This window comes from Lentzea kentuckyensis, assembly GCF_002150765.1.
In the GTDB taxonomy this organism is placed as follows: Bacteria; Actinomycetota; Actinomycetes; order Mycobacteriales; family Pseudonocardiaceae; genus Lentzea; species Lentzea kentuckyensis.
On the sequence record NZ_MUYM01000122.1, the window covers coordinates 14,279 to 33,996 of the forward strand.

The 19,718-nt window shown below is 68.3% G+C and carries 17 protein-coding genes; 8 read left to right on the plus strand and 9 right to left on the minus strand.

All coding sequences use genetic code 11. From position 1 onward, the window contains the following. Positions 1-4: 4 nt before the first annotated feature. Positions 5-556, plus strand: coding sequence for a hypothetical protein (locus B0F77_RS40415; RefSeq protein WP_143467179.1), 552 nt, complete (start codon positions 5-7; stop codon positions 554-556). Here the strand turns inward: B0F77_RS40415 and B0F77_RS40420 are convergent. From B0F77_RS40420 to B0F77_RS40430, 3 genes are all read right to left on the minus strand, one after another. Further along, positions 544-2,514 carry a hypothetical protein gene (locus tag B0F77_RS40420; protein ID WP_086668349.1) on the minus strand — a complete coding sequence of 657 codons (1,971 nt, stop codon included), beginning with the start codon at positions 2,512-2,514 and terminating at the stop codon, positions 544-546. The two genes, B0F77_RS40415 and B0F77_RS40420, sit on opposite strands and share 13 nt — an antisense overlap. After that, positions 2,511-3,236 (minus strand): nucleotidyl cyclase domain-containing protein, encoded by a 726-nt coding sequence (locus B0F77_RS40425; protein ID WP_086668350.1) that lies wholly within the window; start codon positions 3,234-3,236, stop codon positions 2,511-2,513. Before B0F77_RS40425 ends, B0F77_RS40420 begins: the two co-directional genes overlap by 4 nt. An 83-nt stretch (positions 3,237-3,319) precedes the next feature. Then, positions 3,320-3,979: a Crp/Fnr family transcriptional regulator gene (locus tag B0F77_RS40430; protein ID WP_158102961.1), complete on the minus strand. Its 660-nt coding sequence runs from the start codon at positions 3,977-3,979 to the stop codon at positions 3,320-3,322. Positions 3,980-4,250: 271 nt separating this feature from the next. Between B0F77_RS40430 and B0F77_RS40435 the strand changes: the two genes are divergently transcribed. Then, positions 4,251-6,233: a serine/threonine-protein kinase gene (locus tag B0F77_RS40435; RefSeq protein ID WP_245849300.1), complete on the plus strand. Its 1,983-nt coding sequence runs from the start codon at positions 4,251-4,253 to the stop codon at positions 6,231-6,233. 141 nt (positions 6,234-6,374) lie between these two features. Here B0F77_RS40435 and B0F77_RS40440 read toward each other — a convergent pair whose 3' ends face one another. Next, positions 6,375-6,968 (minus strand): hypothetical protein, encoded by a 594-nt coding sequence (locus B0F77_RS40440; protein ID WP_143467180.1) that lies wholly within the window; start codon positions 6,966-6,968, stop codon positions 6,375-6,377. A gap of 64 nt (positions 6,969-7,032) precedes the next feature. Between B0F77_RS40440 and B0F77_RS40445 the strand changes: the two genes are divergently transcribed. Continuing rightward, the gene (locus tag B0F77_RS40445; protein ID WP_211294277.1) at positions 7,033-7,554 is read left to right on the plus strand and encodes an RNA polymerase sigma factor; all 522 of its coding nucleotides are present in this window, start codon (positions 7,033-7,035) and stop codon (positions 7,552-7,554) included. Next, on the plus strand, positions 7,544-8,203 hold the full coding sequence (locus tag B0F77_RS40450) for a hypothetical protein (protein WP_086668354.1): 660 nt from the start codon (positions 7,544-7,546) through the stop codon (positions 8,201-8,203). The genes B0F77_RS40445 and B0F77_RS40450 overlap by 11 nt, the downstream gene beginning before the upstream one ends. Here B0F77_RS40450 and B0F77_RS40455 read toward each other — a convergent pair. Together B0F77_RS40455 and B0F77_RS40460 are read right to left on the minus strand one after the other, a co-directional pair. Next, positions 8,200-10,317, minus strand: a complete 2,118-nt coding sequence (locus B0F77_RS40455; protein ID WP_086668355.1) for an acyltransferase family protein — start codon at positions 10,315-10,317, stop codon at positions 8,200-8,202. The genes B0F77_RS40450 and B0F77_RS40455 overlap by 4 nt on opposite strands. An 89-nt stretch (positions 10,318-10,406) precedes the next feature. Then, on the minus strand, positions 10,407-11,945 hold the full coding sequence (locus B0F77_RS40460; RefSeq protein ID WP_245849305.1) for a dolichyl-phosphate-mannose--protein mannosyltransferase: 1,539 nt from the start codon (positions 11,943-11,945) through the stop codon (positions 10,407-10,409). A gap of 24 nt (positions 11,946-11,969) precedes the next feature. Here B0F77_RS40460 and rsmI point away from each other — a divergent pair, with 24 nt between their 5' ends. After that, on the plus strand, positions 11,970-12,815 hold the full coding sequence (gene rsmI / locus B0F77_RS40465; protein ID WP_086668357.1) for a 16S rRNA (cytidine(1402)-2'-O)-methyltransferase: 846 nt from the start codon (positions 11,970-11,972) through the stop codon (positions 12,813-12,815). Positions 12,816-12,871: 56 nt separating this feature from the next. On the opposite strand, the gene B0F77_RS40470 is transcribed toward rsmI, so the two are convergent. Genes B0F77_RS40470 through B0F77_RS40480 form a run of 3 tightly spaced genes read right to left on the minus strand, consistent with a single transcriptional unit; the run spans position 12,872 to position 15,134 of the window. Then, on the minus strand, positions 12,872-13,600 hold the full coding sequence (locus tag B0F77_RS40470; protein ID WP_086668358.1) for an ABC transporter permease: 729 nt from the start codon (positions 13,598-13,600) through the stop codon (positions 12,872-12,874). After that, positions 13,590-14,522: an ATP-binding cassette domain-containing protein gene (locus B0F77_RS40475; RefSeq protein ID WP_086668359.1), complete on the minus strand. Its 933-nt coding sequence runs from the start codon at positions 14,520-14,522 to the stop codon at positions 13,590-13,592. The genes B0F77_RS40470 and B0F77_RS40475 overlap by 11 nt, the downstream gene beginning before the upstream one ends. 57 nt (positions 14,523-14,579) lie before the next feature. After that, positions 14,580-15,134 carry a PadR family transcriptional regulator gene (locus tag B0F77_RS40480; RefSeq protein ID WP_086668360.1) on the minus strand — a complete coding sequence of 185 codons (555 nt, stop codon included), beginning with the start codon at positions 15,132-15,134 and terminating at the stop codon, positions 14,580-14,582. A 54-nt stretch (positions 15,135-15,188) separates the two neighbouring features. Here B0F77_RS40480 and metG point away from each other — a divergent pair, with 54 nt between their 5' ends. The 3 genes from metG (at position 15,189) to B0F77_RS50655 (ending at position 19,512) form a co-directional block, all read left to right on the plus strand. Continuing rightward, positions 15,189-16,979, plus strand: coding sequence for a methionine--tRNA ligase (gene metG, locus B0F77_RS40485; RefSeq protein WP_086668361.1), 1,791 nt, complete (start codon positions 15,189-15,191; stop codon positions 16,977-16,979). Then, positions 16,976-17,800 (plus strand): TatD family hydrolase, encoded by an 825-nt coding sequence (locus B0F77_RS40490; protein ID WP_086668362.1) that lies wholly within the window; start codon positions 16,976-16,978, stop codon positions 17,798-17,800. Before metG ends, B0F77_RS40490 begins: the two co-directional genes overlap by 4 nt. Positions 17,801-18,102: 302 nt before the next feature. Beyond that, positions 18,103-19,512, plus strand: coding sequence for a resuscitation-promoting factor (locus tag B0F77_RS50655; protein WP_086668363.1), 1,410 nt, complete (start codon positions 18,103-18,105; stop codon positions 19,510-19,512). Positions 19,513-19,718 lie beyond the last annotated feature (206 nt).

Consider the following 19,718-nt stretch of genomic DNA (forward strand, 5'->3'; position numbering starts at 1 on the left):
CCGCATGAGATCCGTGGCCGCCGCGTTATTACTCTTGGCCGTCACCTCCGGCGGAGCAGCGGCGTCGGCCGCGCCCCCAGCCGCGAGGTGCGCGGCCGCCCGCCCCGTCGTCTCCAGCACGGAGACAGCTGTCGAAGCACGCGTTCTCACCGGCTGCACGGCCGGTGAGCTCGTCGTCTTCCGCGCCGCCTTCGTCGCCCGCGCCCACGGCACCTCCTGCACCGCGGTCTCCTCCGAACTCGAAGCAGACCCCGCGGCCGTTCCGCAATGGATCCGCGCCCGTCTGGAACTGGCCTGCGCACCCGGTGAGAAGGGCCTGCTCGGCTCGCAGATCACCGTCGAGATGGACGGCCCCGAGGACACCCGCGTCGCCACCTACGGCTTCGGCGACTCCTTCATGGAGGCCAACCCGTCCGCGCGGCACCTCTGGACCGTGGAGTTCCTCGCCGGGCTCGGTGACCTGCCGGTGTCGGTGGACCCGGCGGCGAAGTCGAGCGGGACGGCGGGGGAAGGCAGCTCGCGGGCGCAGGCGGATCACGGCATCTACGACGGCTGAACCCGTCTGGCGACCCGGAAGATCCGGCGGATGGCCGACCGCAGGTACGGATGCCGGCGACACAACCGCCCCACCGCCGCACGTCGTCGCCACCAGCCGAGCTCCGGGCTGACCAGCTGGGCGAACCACACGAGCTCGTCGGCGTCGTCGGCGTCCCACGTTGCCGACCTCGCCTTGTCAGCCATGTACCCGAGCACGTACGGGCCGAACACGTCGTCGCCCAGCACGTGATCGAGCAGGATCTGCACGGCGTTCGGACGCTGACTGCTGAGCACGACGGACAGGGCGTGGGACTGCTTGTGGAACCCGATCACCCACAGGCCGAGCCCGATCGCGAGCCTGGGCAGTCCGGTCCTGCGGTACTTCGGCGATGTCCACGACACAACGGTGTCCAGTGCCACCTGCTGGGTGCTCTCGTCCAGGAGCAGTGGCAGCACGCCTGCGACAACGGCGTTCTGCGGGGTGAACTTCTTCGACTTCCCGATCTTGGTGAACATCGCCAGCACAGCGTGCGGCGGTCGATGCGGTGCCGGGGTCGAGTACACCCTCGCGACGGTCCACAGCGGATACGCGTAGCCGTCCTCCACCCACTTGTGCATCGCCTGTTCGGCGGGACCTCGCATCCGGGCGTTCTCGGTCAGACGCACCAGCGTCGCGACGGCGACCGTGCGGCGGCCGACAGCCGGTTGGGATGCGAGGTGATGCACGAGCGCAAGAGGCTCACGCGCGGGAACGGTCGTCACGATCGCGTAGATCGCCCGAGTGACCGCGTCGCGCGCCTCCTCCGAGGTGTCGTCGCACATCCAGTTGCGGAGGATCTCCCTTGCCGCCGGGTACTGCTGCCACATGTGCGTGAAGACGGCGGTGGCCCAGTCCTGTCGTTCGAACCGGATCGTCTCCTCGGTCTGGCCGAGGATCGTCGGGTGTTTGCGGATCTCCGTGGTCGCCGCGATGTCGTGCAGCAACTTGGTCTTCGGCTGCTCCAGGAGACCGCGCGGCCGGAGGTTCCTGTCGATCGGCAGTCCCGCCGCACGAATCCGCTCGTCGAGGTTCCAGCCACGGCTCAGCACGTGTTCGTACGGGTGGTTCTCCAGCAACGCCACCGCGAACGAGTAGGCGTGTCCCCGGACGTCGAGCTTGTCGAACCAGTGTGCGACGGCGTCCGTGGCCTCTTCCTGCAGCTCGTCGAGGGCCTCGGTCAGCTTGATCTTGTTCTCGTGCACGCGCACGGCGAGGCGTGCGGCGAACACGGCCTTGTCCGGAGAAGCACCTTCCAGAGCCGCTGCGAGATCGACTTTGACCACCTGCAGCATGCCCTCGTCCACGTCCTCACGGCGCCGGAGCGCGGCCTGCGCCACCTCGACGGGCGGGGGTGCTTCCAGCGTGAACGAGTGGCGCGCGGCGGCCACCGGCGTCTGCTCGCGATGGTCGAGGAGAACGACGAGCAGGCACCGGGCCTGCCGCATGACGTTCAAGCCGTGTTCGAAGGCCCAGTCCGTGATCGGCCGGTCGTTCGTGCCGCTGAGGTCCAGCAGGTACGCCGTGCCTTCGTCCAGCTCGTCGGATTGCAGGTGATCGAGTGGCCGGGCGCGGTTCAGGTAGACGAAGGTCGTGAGGCCGGATTCGTGCGTGAGCAACCTACGTGCGGCATGCGTTCGGCCGGTGCCCTTCCCGCACAGGACGACCACGTTGTTCGCCTGAAGTGCGGCGTGCGCGGACGCGAAGCCACCTGGAGTCACGAAGAGCTCCTGCGCGTCCTGGACTTCCTCCGGTGAGGCGTATCGGGCTCGCAGTTCGGTTTCCGGCCTGACCTTCGAGTTGCCGTAGAAGTTGACATCACCGTTGACGTCTCCGGTCTGCACGCCGCTCATGTCGCCGTGTGCGACGTTGGGCAGGTACCGGGGCTCGTCCGGAGAGAGCGGTGCCGTCTCCGCGGGTTTCTCCTGGACCGCGCTCATCGCCGGCGACCTCCGTGGAAGTTCAGGTCGCCGCCCACGTTCCCGGCCTGGACGCCGTTCATGGCTCCGTGCACCACGTTCTGGACTCGGGCCGCGGGTTCCGGAGCGCTCGCGGTGCCGACGAACTCGGCCAGGCTGCGCGGATCGAAGCCCGGCACGCGGACCCACGCGTCGTGCCGGTATTCCTTGTGCGACACGGGCAGAGACGCGAAGTCGCTGCGCCGCGCCACCTGCGTGTGGTCGCCGCTGAACGCCGTGTCCAGCGCCTCGGACGAGACGATCAACGCGGTGGTCGCCGTCTCCTCCGCGCCCTCGTGCCGGCAGCGTTTCAGCAGGTCCTTGAACTCCGGTGCGTCCAGCAGCCGGGTGTGGGTGATGCGGGCGCGGTGGAAGCCGTCGTCGCCCACCGGGCCGACGTGCACGGCCACGCGCAGCCGCACTTCCGGTTTGCTCCAACGGTTGTGGTCGATGGTGAGCTGGTCCAGCCGCACGGCCGCGTCCAGGACCGCGCCGAGTTGCGCGCTCGGCAGCACCATCAGGACCCCGTCGCCCGGCGACTCGAGGGAGAGGACGTGGTCCGGTGCGACTCCGCTCTGCTCCAGCGCGGAGCCGACCAGTTTCGAGATCGTTTCCGGGACGGCGTTCATCAGGTAGGCGGGCAGTTGGGCCGAGCCGATGACGTCGACGCCGAGCAACGCGCGGTGCTGCGGAACGGGATTCACTCGCTGCCTCCATCTTCACGGGGGACAGCGAGTCTGGTGGCTGGGGCGGGTGCGCTCTCCCGGAATCCAGGGGCAAGAAGTTGTCAGTTCATGCCATCCGCGTTGGCAATGAAATGGCCAAGAAGGTCAGGGGCCGGCAGCCGGTAGCAGAGGCGGCTGGTGTGCAGCAGGCCGCGATCGCGCAGTTCGTGCAGCAACGGCTCGATGGTCTTCACCGACATCGCCACGGCCTGCGCCAGGTCCTGCTGGCTCACGCCGCGCAGTTCGAGGCCGCACTCGCTCTTCGTGCCGAACTCGCGCGTCCAGGACAGCAGGCACATGGCGACTCGAGCGGCACCTGTGCGCGTCTGCCGCAGCTGGTTGTCGTCGGCGTTGCGTTGTCGTTTGCGCCAGGTCTCGTCGACCAGCCTGCGGACGTCCGGGTCTCCGTCGCACAACGCCAGGAAGTGGCTGCCCGCGACGTGCCACGCCGTTCCCGCGACGAGAGCGATCACGTGTGCGCTGCGACGGGCGCCGCTGGTGACACCGATCTCGCCGAGCAGGTCGCCTGGGCCGTACAGACCGGTGATGGGCTCGCGGGCCGCGCCGGTCGGCAGCACGACCTTGACCAGGCCCGACTCGAGCAACAGCACCTCGTCGCTCGGGGTGCCCGCGGTGATCAGGTGCTCGCCGCGGTGGAACGGGCGTGGCCTCTTACCGGCGCGCAACGCGGCGCGTCCACGGTTGGCCGGCAAATCATCCATTTGTGCGGACCGCGTCGTTTTGCGTGACGCTTCTTTGTCGCGGACCGACATCAACGGTGGTGGCGGTCAACAGGACCGGGCACGGGAACGTTGTAGTGGGCAACAGGGCAACGATCCTCATGGACCTACACCCTGGCAGAGCTGATCACGCTCCGACCAGGGGCGATGAGGGTGAGACGGAGGTACAACGCAGTGATCATGCAACAGGTTGCTGTGGCGTCAACCGCAGACCAATTACGCACCGTAGGCTGTCGGGACGCCTAGGCTGGGGGTGATCGCGGAAGGGGTGGTGTGGGTCGTGGGGCTCGCGGAGTCCTTGCTCACGTGGCTGCACGGCTTCGTGGGCGCGAGTGTCTGCCCCGGTGACTGGGTGTGGACCACCACAGCGCTCGGCGCGGTGCTCGGGTTGTTCCCCACGGTCGGGGCGCTGCTGTCCATCGCGGTGCGCCGGATCGTCGGCAACTCCTACGGCGCGGTGACGGGCGCGATCTTCGCCGTGCTCGGGGTGGCCAGCTGTCTGGTGCTGCCGTGGCTGATCATGCGCGGGACCGTGCAGGGGTTGTCCAGGCGCACCATCTCCGGGTCCGGCTCGCTCGACGACGCCACCTGCTTCGGCCAGTTGCGGCAGGGCTCCTACCTGGTGGACGGCACGCCGTCGATCCTCAGCGTGGTCCAGCGGCCAGGGCAGCCCATCGTCTTCCTGGTCGCCGCCGCCATCACCGTGGTGCTGGCGCTGCTGTGCCTGCTGTTCGTGATGCTGCAGTCCGGTTCGGCGTTCCGGCTCGGGCCCAACTGGCCGCGCCGCGTGTTCTGGCCGCCGTTCCTGGTGCTGCTCGCAGCCACGTCGGCACTGCCCGTGACGCTCGTCGGTCACGTACTCCTGGGGTTTCTGCCGATTGCGATAATCGGCTCAATCGTCGTGCGGATTTTCGGGTTGACTACCGCCATGCTCAACCGCCCCGGCCGCGACCGGTCCCAGGACCGGAACTCGCAGAACCCGCCGCCACCGCAGCCGGTGGCGCGCACGCCGCAGCCCCAGGTGCCGCAGAAGAAGGCGCCGACCAAGCCGATCACGGCGGCCCAGCACCAGCCACCGCCGCACCAGCCGCCGCCGCACCAGCACGGGCAGAACCCGCCGCCGTACCAGCCGGCGCAGGTGCCGAAGTACCAGCCGGCGCCGATGAACCGGCCGATGCGCCCGGTCAACCAGCCGCCGCCTCCCGGTCAGTACCCGCCGACCCGCGTCGCCGAGGTCCTGCCGCAGCCCAAGCCGCCGCAGCCGTCCCAGCCCGCCGTTCTCGCCGACACACCGGGCCCGCTGCCGTTCGGACCTGGCGCCGCGAACGCCGAGTCGCCCGCACCGGTGCAGAAGTCGGGCAAGGTCTGGAACCCTGGCAACGGCCGGTTCCGCCGCGTCCGTCAGCTCGGTGCCGGTGGCTTCGGCACGGTCTGGCTGGCCGTCGACGAGCAGCTCGACCGCACGGTGGCGGTGAAGCTCGCGCACGCCCCGGACAACGACACCGAGGCGCGCATGCTCCGCGAGGCCCGCGCGCTCGCCGCGGTCCGGCACCCCAACTGCGTCCGGGTGTTCGACATCGTCCAGGACCCGGACGGCCTGGCCCTGGTCATGGAGTACATCGAGGGCGCCTCGCTGTCCGAGACGGTGCTGAAGAACGGCCTGATCGACGACAAGCTCGCCGCCCGCCTGTGGCTGAACATGGCCGACGCGCTGGCCGCGGCGCACGACCGGGGTGTCCTGCATCGCGACGTGAAGCCGTCCAACGTGATCGTCGACGGCCAGGGCACCGCGCACCTGATCGACTTCGGCATCGCCCGGTCCAAGGGCGACAGCACCCTCACGGCCACCGGCATGATGGTCGGCACCCCGGACTTCCTCGCCCCGGAAACGGCCCGCGGCGAGACGGCGTCCCCGGCGTCCGACTCCTGGCAGCTGGCCGCGACGGTCTCCTACGCGCTGACCGGCCACCCGCCGCGCGGCTCGCGGGAGAACCCGATCTCCTCGCTGATGGCCGCCGCGCAGGGCGAACCGATCACCAAGCTGCCGCAGAACAGCGCGCACGCGAGGCTCCTGCTCGCGGCGATGGACCCGGAACCGGGCCGTCGTCCGACGCTCGCGCAGGTGCGCAGTCAGCTGTCGCAGTTCCTCGACCAGCAGGGCATGAGCAAGGAAGGCCCGGTCACGCGGATCATCAGCAAGCCGACCCCACCACCCACGAAGCACATGCCGATGTAGGCGATCCGGGTGAACGTTTGGCTCGGCCGTAACGGTGATTCACCGTTGCACGACCTAAGCCGTGGTTCACCCGGAAGCTTCGGCATCTCACGGATGCCCTACGAAGGGTGGTGAGGCGGTTTCCGCCGATCGCCTCACCACTCACCTTCGCGCCACCGGCCGCAGCCTCTTGCGCAGCACCAGGAACAGTCCGGCCGCGCCCACCACCACGAGTCCGACGAGCCACACCGGCGCCGGCTCGGACTCGGGTTCGGCAGGCACCACCGCTGCCGCCGGTTCAGGTACCGCAGCAGGCGTCACAACGGGCGGCGCGATCTCCTGCCACGGGCCCTCGATCTTTCCCTGCACCATCTGCTGATCCGGCGGCTTGATCAGGAACGTGCCCGGCACCGTCAGCGACCCCAGCGAGTGGTCCGGGAACATCCCCTGCACGCCGAAGACCTCGTACGACCCCGCGGGCAGGCTGAACGTCACGGCGTAGTGCGCCGGCTGGCCGAGCGGGACACCGACGAACACCCGCTCGTCGGAACCTGAGCGGAACCGCAGCCCGGTCTTGCCGAGATCGTCCCCGGCGTACGGGTGGGTGCCGTGCTGCAGCACCCAGTAGCCGACGGTGTGCGTGACGGACGGCTGGATCGACGGGACCGGGTCCAGGTACGTCACCGCCCAAGCGCCCGCAACGGCGGAAGGTGCGCTGATCAGCAGGAACGCGCACATCAAGACGAGAATTCTCATGACGCGACTACACCGGGAACCAACCCTCGGTTCCCGGTGTAGGAAAGGCATCACGGACGAAGCGGTGGCACGGGCGATCGCAGGCGACCAGGCGGCCTACGGCGAGCTGGTCGTCCGGTACACCGCGCTCGCGCACCGGACGGCCTACCTGCTCGGGGCGGGTGCGGACGCCGGTGACGTGGTGCAGGAGGCGTTCGTGAAGGCGTACCGGAAGCTCGGCACGTTCAGAGCGGACGCCGACTTCAAGCCGTGGCTGCTCAAGATCGTCGCCAACGAGACCAAGAACCTGCACCGCGGCCGACGTCGCCGCAACCTGATGGAACTCAAGCTCGCCACCATCACGGAGACCGTCGACCACGACGACCCCGGCACCCTGGTCGACGACTCCCGCGCCAAGCTCCTGAAGGCCGTGCAGAGCCTCTCCGAGCACGACCGTCAGGTCGTCACGTGCCGGTACCTGCTGGACCTGAGCGAGGCCGAGACCGCGCAGACCCTCGGCCTGGCCAAGGGAACCGTGAAGTCACGGCTGTCCCGCGCGCTGGCCAGGCTGCGCCCGATGCTGGAGGAGGTGGCCCATGATCGATGACCAGACCGAGGCCGCCCTCCGCGACCTCGGCCGGCGGATCCACGTGCCGGACCCGCCGGACCTCACCGCCGCGGTCCTGACCCGGATCAACGCCCCGCGCCGCAGAAACCGTTGGCTCACCGCACTGGTAGCGGCGATCACGGCCTTCGCGATCGCCTTCGCGGTGTCACCGGCGGTGCGCGCGGGCGTCCAGAACCTCCTGGAGTTCGCCGGCGTCGAGTTTCGCACCGAGCCGCCGACGAGCGTCGCGCCTCCGTTGCCCCGCCAGGAGGTCTCGCTCGACGAGGCGAGGAACCAGATGCCGTTCGAGATCCACCTGCCCCAGGCACTCGGCGAACCGGACAAGATCACCGTCCACGAAGGACGGTTCGTCACGCTGCACTACGGCAACCTGCGGCTCGACCAGTTCGACGGCACCATCCAGTCGACCGTCGGCAAGCTCGTGCACAGCGAGGGCGTCGAACAGATCAACGACAGGATCTGGATCCCGTACCCGCACCCGTTCTTCTACATCGACCGCAACGGCGCGTGGCACGACGAAGAACCGCACGGCGCCGGCCAAACCCTGATCTGGCAACGAGATCAGGTCACCATGAGGCTGGAGGGCGACCTGACCAAGGAACGCGCCCTCGAAATCAGCGAAGGCTAGTTGATCGCCTCCGCGATCATCGGCTTCAGCGACCGGCTGTACTCCTTGTTCAGGTGGTCGCGGTCGAAGTAGACGGCGACGCCCCCGATCACCGCGTAACACAGCTTGTCGTCGCAGAAGTACTTGGTGAAGTCGATCAACTTCACGCCGGGGTTCTTCGTCGATCTGGTGGCCTCGGCCAGCGGATCGGTCGGATGGGCCTCGGACCTCGGGAGGGCGCAGTCCTGCGGGGTCTGCGGGCTCTCCGGCACGCATTCGGTCGAGCGGACATCCCCGTTCAACGGCGGGTCGGCGAACACGAACACCCGTGCGCCCGCATCGGTCCACTTGCGCCACTTCGGGTCCAGACCCTGGAGGTACTGCTCGGCCTGGCTGCGGCCGCTACCGTCGTCCACCGCTTCCTTGCGGGAGAAGAACGACATGAACACCATCGACGGCTTGTCGGCCGCGATCACGTCGGTCATCTGTGGCGTCCACTTGGTGCAACGCTCGACCACAGCCGTGGTGTCCTTGCCGCGGTAGCCGACCAGCGCGACGTCCGCGAACGGGCACCCGCCGAGGGTGCTGACGTTGAGCTTCCACTTCTTCTCGCGCGCGAGGTCGAGCATCGGGGGGATCCAGTGTTCGGCGTGCGAGTCGCCGACCAGCCACACCTTCGGCGCTGAAGCGTCGCCGCCGCTGTAGTCGCACACGGTCGTCGTCTTCCGGTCAGCCGCCTTGTACTCGTTCTCGAGCGACTTGCACTCCGGGGGGAACAGCCAGAACTCGTTCGCCGGACCCATGATGGTCTCGTGGGCAGGGCCGAACGGCGCGGCGCAGTTGTTGGCGGGGACCAGGGCGCCGGCGCCATGACACTTGTCGGTCGACGTGGCGGCTGCCCTCTGCTCAGCCTCCGCGGCCTGCCGGTGGTAGCTCCACTGCAGCCCGCCGGCGAGCACCTCGACGAGCGCGAGGCCGACGATCATCGCCCCGAACGTGCGGATGGTGCTGCGGCTCAGCCGTGGCCAGGTCCTGGCGCGGTCCTCGACGTACATCTTCGTCAGCCACGCCAGCGCGAACGACACCCCGAGCAGCCAGAACAGCCACGGCGTGCTGACCGCGCCCTTGTCCAGCGCGCCGCGCAACGCGAACGGCGCCAGCACGACGACCGGCCAGTGCCACAGGTAGAGCGAGTAGCTGATGTTGCCCACGAACTGCACGGGCGCGGAGGCCGTCACGACCGTGTGCCACTGACGACCAGGGCGCATGCCCGAGATGATCACCAGGGCGGTGCCGACGGTGGGCACCAGCGCGAGGAATCCGGGGAACGGCGTCGTGTGGCCGTAGACGAACGCGGACACCAGGATCATCGCGAAGCCGACGCCCGCGGCCACCTCGGCGCCGATCCGCGGCAGCACGAGCTTCGAGGCGGTCAGAGCGACTACGCCGCCGATCGCGAACTCCCACACCCGCACCGGGGTGATGAAGTACGCCTCGCTCGGCGACGCGATCGTGTAGTAGACGCTGAACGCCAGCGACAGCACGCCGAGCACCGCGATGCCGGGAATGAGGAACCGCCGGCCGCCGAGCTTGACCAGGCCGATCAGCAGCAGCGGCCAGAACAGGTAGAACTGCTCCTCGACCGACAGCGACCAGTAGTGCTGGACCAGGCTCGCGGCCTCGGTCTGCGCCGAGTAGTTCACCGACTTCGCGGCGAGCAGCCAGTTCTCCCAGTAGAACGCGGCCGCGAAGGCCTCCCACGCGTTCGTCGTCCACCGCGGGTACGGCAGCAGGAACCACGCCAGCACGATGCTCACGATCAGCACCAGGAACGCCGCGGGCAGCAGTCGGCGAACTCGCCGCGCGTAGAACGTGCCGAGCCGCACCTTGCCGGTGCGGACGAGTTCGCGGTCGAGGTGCGAGGTGATCAGGTAGCCGGAGATGACGAAGAAGACGTCGACGCCGACGTAGCCCCCGGTCATCACCTTGGGCCAGAAGTGGTTGACCACCACGGCCAGCACGGCGATCGCCCGCAGTGCCTGCACGTCGGTCCGGAAGTCGGCGGACGAGGGCCTGCGACCTGTGGCAGGCCCTCGTCTGTCCTGCTCCGGGCGTGACTGCATGGTGGTGGTCATACGGCTTTGGATCCCCCTTTTCGCAGGAGGATGTTAACTGATCGTCGCTGGTGGGGAAGGCCTTGTGGGCTTTCCCCGCGAGATCCGGGTCACCGCCAGCTGGGCAGCCAGAGCTGCTGTTGCCACATCTCCGGCGTGATCGGATTGCCGTTCAGGATCGGCCACAGCCACACGAAGTTCGCCACCACGATGCCGACGTACAGCGACACGACCAGCAGTCCGGTGCCGCGCCGCTCGGTGCCCGCGGTCCGGCGGCCCAGGATCTCGCCCAGCGCCAGCACGATCATCAGCACCAGGAACGGCGCCATCGGTGTGACGTAGAAGAAGTACATCTGCCGGTCGAGGTTGAGGAACCACGGCAGCAGGCCCGCCGCGTACGCGACCAGGACGCCGGCGTAGCGCCAGTCCATCCGGCCGATCGAACGCCATACCGCCCAGCCGATCACCGGGAACGCGAGCCACCACATCGCGGGCGTGCCGATGAGCATGATCGCGCCGAGGCACGACGCCGCGCCGCAGCCCGTGACGGAGTTGTCGTAGTAGTAGAGCATCGGACGCAGGCCCATCGGCCACGTCCACGGCTTCGACTCCCACGGGTGCCGGTTGGTCTCCGAGGTGACCAGCTCGACGTGGAACTTGTAGACGTTCTTCGCGTTGTACCAAAGCGACTGCAGGACGTCCGGGATGTACGAGATGTCCTTGACCTTGCCGCCGACGACGTGCCGGTCGATGCCGGTCTCGCTGGCCATCCACGGGAACCAGGTCGTGACGTAGACCAGGACCGGGATCGCGACCAGACCACCCAGCGACGGCAGCACGTCCCTCACGATCGAGCCGAGCCACGGCTCCTCGACCCCGGCCTCCCGGCGCGCCAGCGCGCTCCAGATGACCGTCAGCAGGCCGAACGCGCCGATGTACCAGATACCCGACCACTTGACGCCGCACGCCAGACCGAGCATCACGCCCGCACCGAAGCGCCACCAGCGGAAGCCCAGCCACGGTCCGAACGCCGAGTTGTTGATGAAGCCCTCGCGCACGGCCACGGCGAGGCGCGCGCGCACTTGTTCGCGGTCGACGACCACACAGCCGAACGCGGCGACGACGAACAGCGCCAGGAAGATGTCGAGCATGCCCATCCGCGACTGGACGTGCGAGACGCCGTCCGCGATGAGCAGCACGCCGGCCAGCGCGCCCAGCAGGTCCGACCGGGTCAGCCGGCGCGCGATCCGGACGATCAGCAGGATCGTGATCGCCCCCGCGAGCGCGGACGCGAACCGCCAGCCGATGCCGTCGTAGCCGAAGAGCTCCTGGCCGATCGCCATCAGCTGCTTCGCGAGCGGCGGGTGGACGATCAGTTCGTAGCCGGGGTTGTCCTCGTAACCGCCGTTGCGCAGCACTTGTGCCGTCTGCGGCACATAGTGCTTCTCGTCGAAGATCGGCGTGCCCTTGTCCGTCGGATACCCGAGGTTCCAGAACCGGACGAAGGCGCCGACGAGCGTCACCACGATCGTGACGAGCCACCCGCGCAGGCGGTCTCCGGACGGAGGCGGGTCGAGCGCCGCCGCACGATCCGCGGGTGGCTCCTCGACGACGACGGGCGCCTCTCCTGGCTGCACGAGGACTGTCACGCAGCCGATCGTAGGGTGAACCGTGTGAGTCCTGTATCCGGTTCAGGCCGTCTGGTCCTGGCAGCCACCCCTCTCGGGGACATCCGCGACGCCTCCGCCCGCCTGATCGAGGCGCTGGAGACAGCCGACGTGATCGCCGCGGAGGACACCCGGCGGTTGCACAGCCTCGCGAGCGCGTTGCAGGTCAAGCCGTCCGGGCGGGTGATCAGCTTCTACGACCAGGTCGAGACCGCGCGGCTGCCGGGGCTGCTGGAATCGCTGCGGGGCGGCGAGACCGTGCTGCTCGTGACGGACGCGGGCATGCCGAGCGTGTCCGACCCCGGATACCGGCTCGTCGCCGCGTGTGTCGAGCAGGACCTCACGGTCACCTGCCTGCCCGGACCGTCCGCCGTGACGACCGCGCTCGCCGTGTCGGGCCTGCCGAGCGACAGGTTCGCGTTCGACGGCTTCCCGCCGCGCAAGTCCGGTGAACGGAAGCGGTGGTTCGCGCCTTTGGCCACGGAACAGCGCACCGTCGTCTTCTTCGAGGCACCGCATCGGCTCGCGGACACGCTCGCGGACGCCGTCGAGGTGCTCGGGCCGGACCGCAGCGCCGCCGTGTGCCGTGAACTGACGAAGAAGTACGAAGAGGTCGTGCGCGGGTCGTTGGCGGAACTCGCCGAGTGGGCCGTGGAAGGCGCACGCGGCGAGATCACCGTTGTGCTCGGTCCCGCGCCCGTCGCGGACACGCCAGACCTGGAAACCCTGGTCGCCGAGGTCAAGCAACGCGTGGCCGACGGCGAACGCATGAAGTCGGTCGCCGCCGAGGTAGCGGAAGCGGCCGGCATCAGCAAAAAGGCCCTGTACGACGCCGCCATCAAGTCCTCCTGACGCGCACGCGGGGAGCTTTCGTTCACCAGGAGTGCACGAAAGGGGCCCCGCGTGCGTCAAGCGGACTCGCGGTGGAAGGTGCGGACGCCGTAGTAGACGCCGACGAGTACCAGGGCAGATGCTGAGATCAGCCCGAGCAGCAGCGAACCCGTGTTGAAGATCGACCGCTCGGCGTCGACGACGTGCGCCAGCGGGTTGATCCGCGACAGCCAGTAGAGCCACTTCGGGCCGTTCGACATCGGCAGCAGCACGCCGGACAGCAACATCACCGGCACGATCGTCGACGACAGCACGGACGCGAAGACGTACTCCAGCTTCACCTTCAGCGCGATCGCGTACGACAACGACCCGATGGCGACGCCCAGCAGACCCACCAGCCCGAGTCCGAGCAGCATCTCCGCCGGGGTGGCCCGGAAGCCGAACAGCATCGCGGCCAGCATGATCAGCAGGCCCTGCACGACGAGCAGCACCACGTCCTTGCCGACCCTGCCGACGAGCAGCGCGACCCGGCTGACCGGGGTGACCCGCAGCCGTTCCATCACGCCCGTCCGCACCTCAGGCAACAGCGAGAAACCCGCGTAGGCGGTGCCGAACAACGCCATCTGCACCAGCAGGCCCGGCACGAACCACTGCCAGCCGGTGTCGCCGAGCAGTGGCCCGAAGAGGCCGAGGTAGAGCAACGGCTGGGCGAGCCCGAACACGATCGCCACCGGGTTGCGCAGCACCGGCAGCATCACGCGGACGAAGACGAGCCAGGTGTCACGCAACAGTGTTTTAGAAAGCATCTGCTGGCTCCCGGAGAGAGCGGCCGGTCATGGTCAGGAAGACGTCGTCGAGCGTTGGCCGGTGGACCTGCACCGAGTGCAGTTCGACGCCGAGGTTGTCGAGGTCGCGGAGCAGGCCCGGGAGCGCCCGGTCGCCGTTGGGAATGCGGAAACTGACCTTCTCGCCCTCGGTGACGGCGTTCTCGAACTTGCCGGCGACCAGTTCGGCCTGCGGGGTGCCGAGCACGACCAGATCGCCGGAGACGTTGTTCTTGAGCTCGTCCGGTGATCCCTCGCCCACGATCGAGCCGTGGTCGATCACCAGCAGCCGGTCGCTGAGGAAGTCGGCCTCGTCCAGGTAGTGCGTGGTCAGGAAGACCGTGGTGCCGTCCGCCTTGAGCTGTTTGACGTGGTCCCACAGGTTGCGGCGGCTCTGCGGGTCGAGCGCGGTCGACGGTTCGTCCAGGAACAGCAGCCGCGGGTCGTGCAGCATGCCCATCGCGATGTCGAGCCGGCGCTGCTGGCCGCCGGACAGCGTGATGACGGCGCGCTTCTCCAAGCCCCGCAGATCGAACCGTTCGAGCAGGTCGCCGACCTTCCTGCGGGCGTCGTGCCTGCTCAGGCCGTAAAAGCGCGCCTGGAACTCCAGTTCGTCGGCGACGCGCTGTTCGGCGCCCGCGCCGTTCTTCTGCCCGACGTACCCGATGTTGCGGCGCACTCCCGCCGGGTCGGTGAGCAGGTCGTGCCCGGCGATGATCGCCTCACCCGCCGTCGGCTGCAGCAGCGTGGTGAGCATGCGCAACGTCGTGGACTTGCCGGCGCCGTTCGGGCCCAGGAACCCGACCAGTTCCCCCTCGGCAACGTCGATGTCGACCCCGCGGACCGCGTCCACGGGACCGGACTTCGTCGTGAACCGGCGCGCGAGGCCGCGTGCCTTGATCATGACTGAATCCCCTCTAGTCAAGTTTGACTAGAGGCTAGGGGAACTAATCAAGTTTGACTAGTCGGTTAGCGCGTACTCGCCGGCCTCCAGCCGTTCGATCAGCTCCCGAGTCCAGCGCACCTGGCCTTCGAGGTGGACGAGCCAGAGTCGAAACAGCTCGCTGACGTGCGCGGGCTTGCCCATCTCCGGCATCGAGTCGATCCCGTGCCTGGTCGGCGTGAGCTGCCCTTCGAGGCCCGCCAGCCGGTTCCTCAGCAGCACGACCGCCTGCTTGCGGGGGACGAGGTTGAGCATCGCGATGCCCGCGGAGACCTCGTCGTTGCCGGCGGAGGAGTCGGCCAGGGCGTGCGCGAGCAGGTCCTGCAGCTCGTGCTCACCAGCGGCGGTGATCTTGTAGGTGGTGCGGGCGGGGCCCTCGTCGGACTCGGTCGTGCCCACGGGCTCCAGCAGTCCGTCCTTGGCCAGCGACTTCAGCGCGTGGTAGATCGAGCCCGGTTGCACGTTCGCCCACGCGTCCGCCGACCACGACTTCAGCTCGCGCCGCACCACGTAACCGTGTGCCTCGCCGACGAGCTTGACCACGCCGAGCACCAGCATCCTGGTCGCGGACAAACCGACCTCCCACTCGGTGAAAACACCCTGGCACCGCCTCCGTAGGCTATGTGTATGAGTGCCTCCGTACTGACCGCGGTGGCCTGGCCTTACGCCAATGGCCCCCGGCACATCGGTCATGTCTCCGGTTTCGGTGTCCCCTCCGACGTGTTCTCTCGCTACATGCGCATGTCGGGGAACCGGGTGCTCATGGTCAGCGGCACGGACGAGCACGGCACACCCATCCAGGTGCAGGCCGAGAAGGAAGGGCTCACGGCTCGTGAGCTCGCCGACAAGTACAACCGTGTGATCGCGTCTGACCTTCAGGGCCTCGGCCTCTCCTACGACCTCTTCACCCGCACCACCACCGGCAACCACTACCAGGTGGTGCAGGACCTGTTCTCCGCGCTGTGGAAGAACGGCTACGTCATCCCCAAGACGGAGATGGGCGCCATCAGCCCGTCGACCGGCCGGACGCTGCCCGACCGCTTCATCGAGGGCACCTGCCCGATCTGCGGGTACGACGGCGCGCGCGGTGACCAGTGCGACAACTGCGGCAACCAGCTCGACCCGATCGACCTGAAGAACCCGCGCTCGCGGATCAACGGCGAGACGCCGAAGTTCATCGAGACCGAGCACCTGTTCCTCGATCTGCCCGCGTTCATCGAGTCGCTGAGCAGCTGGATGGGCACGCGCACCGAGTGGCGTCCGAACGTGCTCAAGTTCTCGCAGAACCTGATCAAGGACCTGCGGCCGCGCGCGATCACCCGTGACCTCGACTGGGGTGTGCCGATCCCGCTCGACGGGTGGAGCGACCAGCCGATGAAGCGGTTCTACGTGTGGTTCGACGCCGTGATCGGGTACCTCTCGGCGTCCGTCGAGTGGGCGCGTCGTTCCGGCGACCCCGACGCCTGGAAGGAGTTCTGGACGGGTGACGCCCAGGGCTACTACTTCATGGGCAAGGACAACATCGTCTTCCACTCGCTGATCTGGCCGTCGCTGCTGCTCGGGCAGAACGGCGCGGGCGACAAGGGCGGCGAGCCCGGCCGGTTCGGCACGCTGAACCTGCCGACCGAGGTCGTGTCGTCGGAGTACCTGACGATGAGCGGCTCGAAGTTCTCCACGTCGCGCGGCACCGTGATCTACGTCGGCGACTTCCTCAAGGAGTTCGGGCCGGACGCGCTGCGGTACTTCATCTCCGTCGCGGGTCCCGAGAACCAGGACACCGACTTCACCTGGGAGGAGTTCGTCCGCCGGACGAACTTCGAGCTGGCGAACGAGTGGGGCAACCTGGTCAACCGCTCGGTCTCGATGGCGCACAAGAACGTCGGCGCGATCCCGAAGGCCACTGCTCTGACCGACGCCGACCACGAGCTGCTGCGGCAGTCGAAGGCGGCGTTCGACACGGTTGGCGCGCACCTGCGCCGGTCGCGGTTCAAGCAGGCGTCGGGCGAGGCCATGCGGGTCATCTCGGCGGCAAACAAGTACCTGTCGGACCAGGAGCCGTGGAAGCTCAAGGACGACCCGGACCGCCGTGACTCGGTGCTGCACACGGCGCTGCAGGTGGTTCAGGACGCGAACACGCTCATGACGCCGTTCCTGCCGCACTCGGCGCAGAAGGTGCACGAGGCGTTGGGCGGCACGGGCGTGTGGGCCGCACAGCCGTCGATGAACGAGGTCACCGACCTGGACGTGCCGGAGCGTTCGTACCCGGTGCTGACCGGTGACTACGCCGGTGAGCAGGCTCGCTGGGAGTCGACGCCGATCGAGGTCGGCCGGCCGCTCGCGAAGCCGTCGCCCTTGTTCTCGAAGTTGGAGAAGGAACTGGGCGACACCGGTCCCGAGTGGGCCCCGATCGTCAAGTGACGTCCGACAAGCGTGAACGACCGCCGGTGCCGGAAGCTCTTCCGGCACCGGTGATCGACGCTCACACGCATCTCGACGCGTGCGGCGCTGTCGATGCCGCGGACGTGGCCGTGCTGATGGACCGGGCGAACGCCGCCGGGGTGTCGCACGTGATCACCGTGGCCGACGACCTGAAGGCCGCGCGGTGGGCCGCCGAGGCGTCCACTTGGGACCCGCGGGTCTACGCGGCGGTGGCCGTGCACCCGACGCGCACCTCTTCGTTCGGCGACGCGGAGAAGGCGGAGCTGGAGCGGCTCGCTGCCTTCGACCGGGTGGTGGCGATCGGCGAGACCGGTCTGGACTACTACTGGGACTACTCGCCGCCGGCTGCCCAGCACGAGGCTTTCCGTTGGCACATCGACCTTTCCAAGCGCGTCGGGAAGCCGTTGATGATCCACGACCGGGACGCGCACGAGGACATCCTCAAGGTCCTGGACTCCGAGGGCGCACCGTCCACAGTGGTCTTCCACTGCTTCTCGGGTGACGCGGACTTCGCCCGGCGGTGCGTCGACGCGGGGTACGTGCTGTCGTTCGCGGGCCCGGTGACGTTCAAGAACGCCCGCGCGCTGCGGGAGGCGGCCCAGCTGGTGCCGCAGGATCAGCTTCTGGTCGAGACGGATGCCCCGTTCCTGACGCCGCATCCGTACCGGGGACGTCCAAACGAACCCTATTGTGTGAATTACACAGTTCGGGATTTGGCCACGCTCCGTGGCGAAGATCTTTCTGAACTCTGCTCCGCCGTCACCCGTACTGCTCAACGAGTGTTCGGGCTTGGCTACTGAAATGCGACTTAGAGCGAACGGAGCAAAGGGTTCCTACCCTCATGGGGTGACTGAGGTCACAACATTGGCGGGGGTGTTTGCGCAACGTCCGCGACCCCGTTACTGTCCCGTGACCGTGCCACCTGGACCGACCCAGTCGGTTGGGAGCACGCCCGCAGTCGGGGCGGGACCAAAGCCAGAAGCGCGAAGAAGCGAGACCACGTAGGAGGAGTTGCCGGGAACCTTCGAGCTCAACCCTCGAATGATCTTTGCAGCGCCAACTGTGCGGTGGCCTCAAGCTTCCGCAATGGAGGTATCGACCCTTGTCTGGAAGCGACAGAACTGCCGCTCCGTACGACTTCAACGACGACACCGACTGGTTCACGCCGGTCGGGGGCACCGCAGTCGGAGTCGTTGATCCCCACCCGAGCTTTCCCGCCGGTGCGCTGACCATCTCGCCCGCGGACGTGCTCGAGGTGCTCGGCCCGGACGCCGACGAACTCCTCGCCACCGCGAACGTCGACGTCGACGAGCTGATCCGGCTCATCAACGCCGAGACGACGATCATGCCGCCCCTCGTCCTCCCGTCGGAGGAAGAGGAGAAGAACGACCCGCAGCTGCTCGTCACGGCCGTCTCGTCCTGGAAGCGCCGCTTCCTCAAGGGCGCGGTCGCCGCGGTCCTCGTCTCCATCTCCGGCGGTGGCGTCACGGCCATGGCCATGGACAAGTCGCTGACCGTCGAGGTCGACGGCGCGCTGCAGACCGTCCACTCCTACGAGGGCACGGTCGGCGAGGTCCTGGCGGAGGAGGGCATCACCGTCGGTGAGCACGACGCCCTGTCCCCGTCCCTGAACGCCCCGGTCTCCGACGGCGGCAAGATCAGCCTCGACCGCGGCCGCCTGCTCAAGATGAGCGTCGACGGCCAGGCCCGCGAGGACTGGGTCCGCTCGGTCACCGTCGAAGAGGCCGCGAAGCAGATGGGCGTGCCGCTCGAAGGCGCCTGGATGTCCGCGCCGGGTTCCCAGGACGTGCCGCTGCAGGGCATGAACCTCGAGGTCAAGACCCGCAAGAACATCAAGCTGTTCGACGGCGCCAACCCGGTCCGCGAGGTCCAGACGACCGCGGTCACCGTCGACGAGTTCCTCAAGGGCGAGAACCTCACCCTCGGCCCCGAGGACGCCGTCACCACCGGCCTCGACGTGAAGATCGCCACCGGCGCCGAGGTCTACATCTCCCGCACCGGCGTCACGGTCATCAACGTGAACGAGCCGGTCGCCCCGCCGGTCGAAAAGACCAACGACCCGAACATGAACGCGGGCGAGCAGACCGTCACCGACCCCGGCACGCCGGGCGAGCAGGTCTCGACCTACCGCGTGACCGTGAAGAACGGCAAGGAGATCAGCCGCGAGAAGATCGGCGGCAAGGTCACCAAGGAGCCGAAGCCCAAGAAGATCACCGTGGGCACCAAGCCGCTGCCCGACGGCGAGGTCTGGGACCGTCTCGCCAAGTGCGAGGCGGGCGGCAACTGGGCCATCAACACGGGCAACGGCTACTACGGCGGTCTCCAGTTCTCGGCCGGCACCTGGGCCTCGAACGGCGGCACCGTCTACGCCCAACTCCCGCACCAGGCCACCCGCGAGCAGCAGATCGCCATCGCGACCAAGCTCCGCGACCGCGCCGGCGGCACCTACGGCGCCTGGCCGGGCTGCCGGGCCAAGCTCGGCCTGCCGTAAACCCTTCCTTCTGTCTTGGCTTTGGCCGCTTCCGGTTCGCTGGGGGCGGCCTTTGCCGTTGTCGGGGGCCGGGGTTGGGTCGGGCGGCAAGCAGTCGTCGTGGCGACGCTGGGCAGGCTTGCGCAGGGATACCCCTTGGTTTGGCGTCCCCCGCGGCCCAACGTACTCAGCGGGTCTGACAGTCCGGGGCGATGCGGCGATGGGTA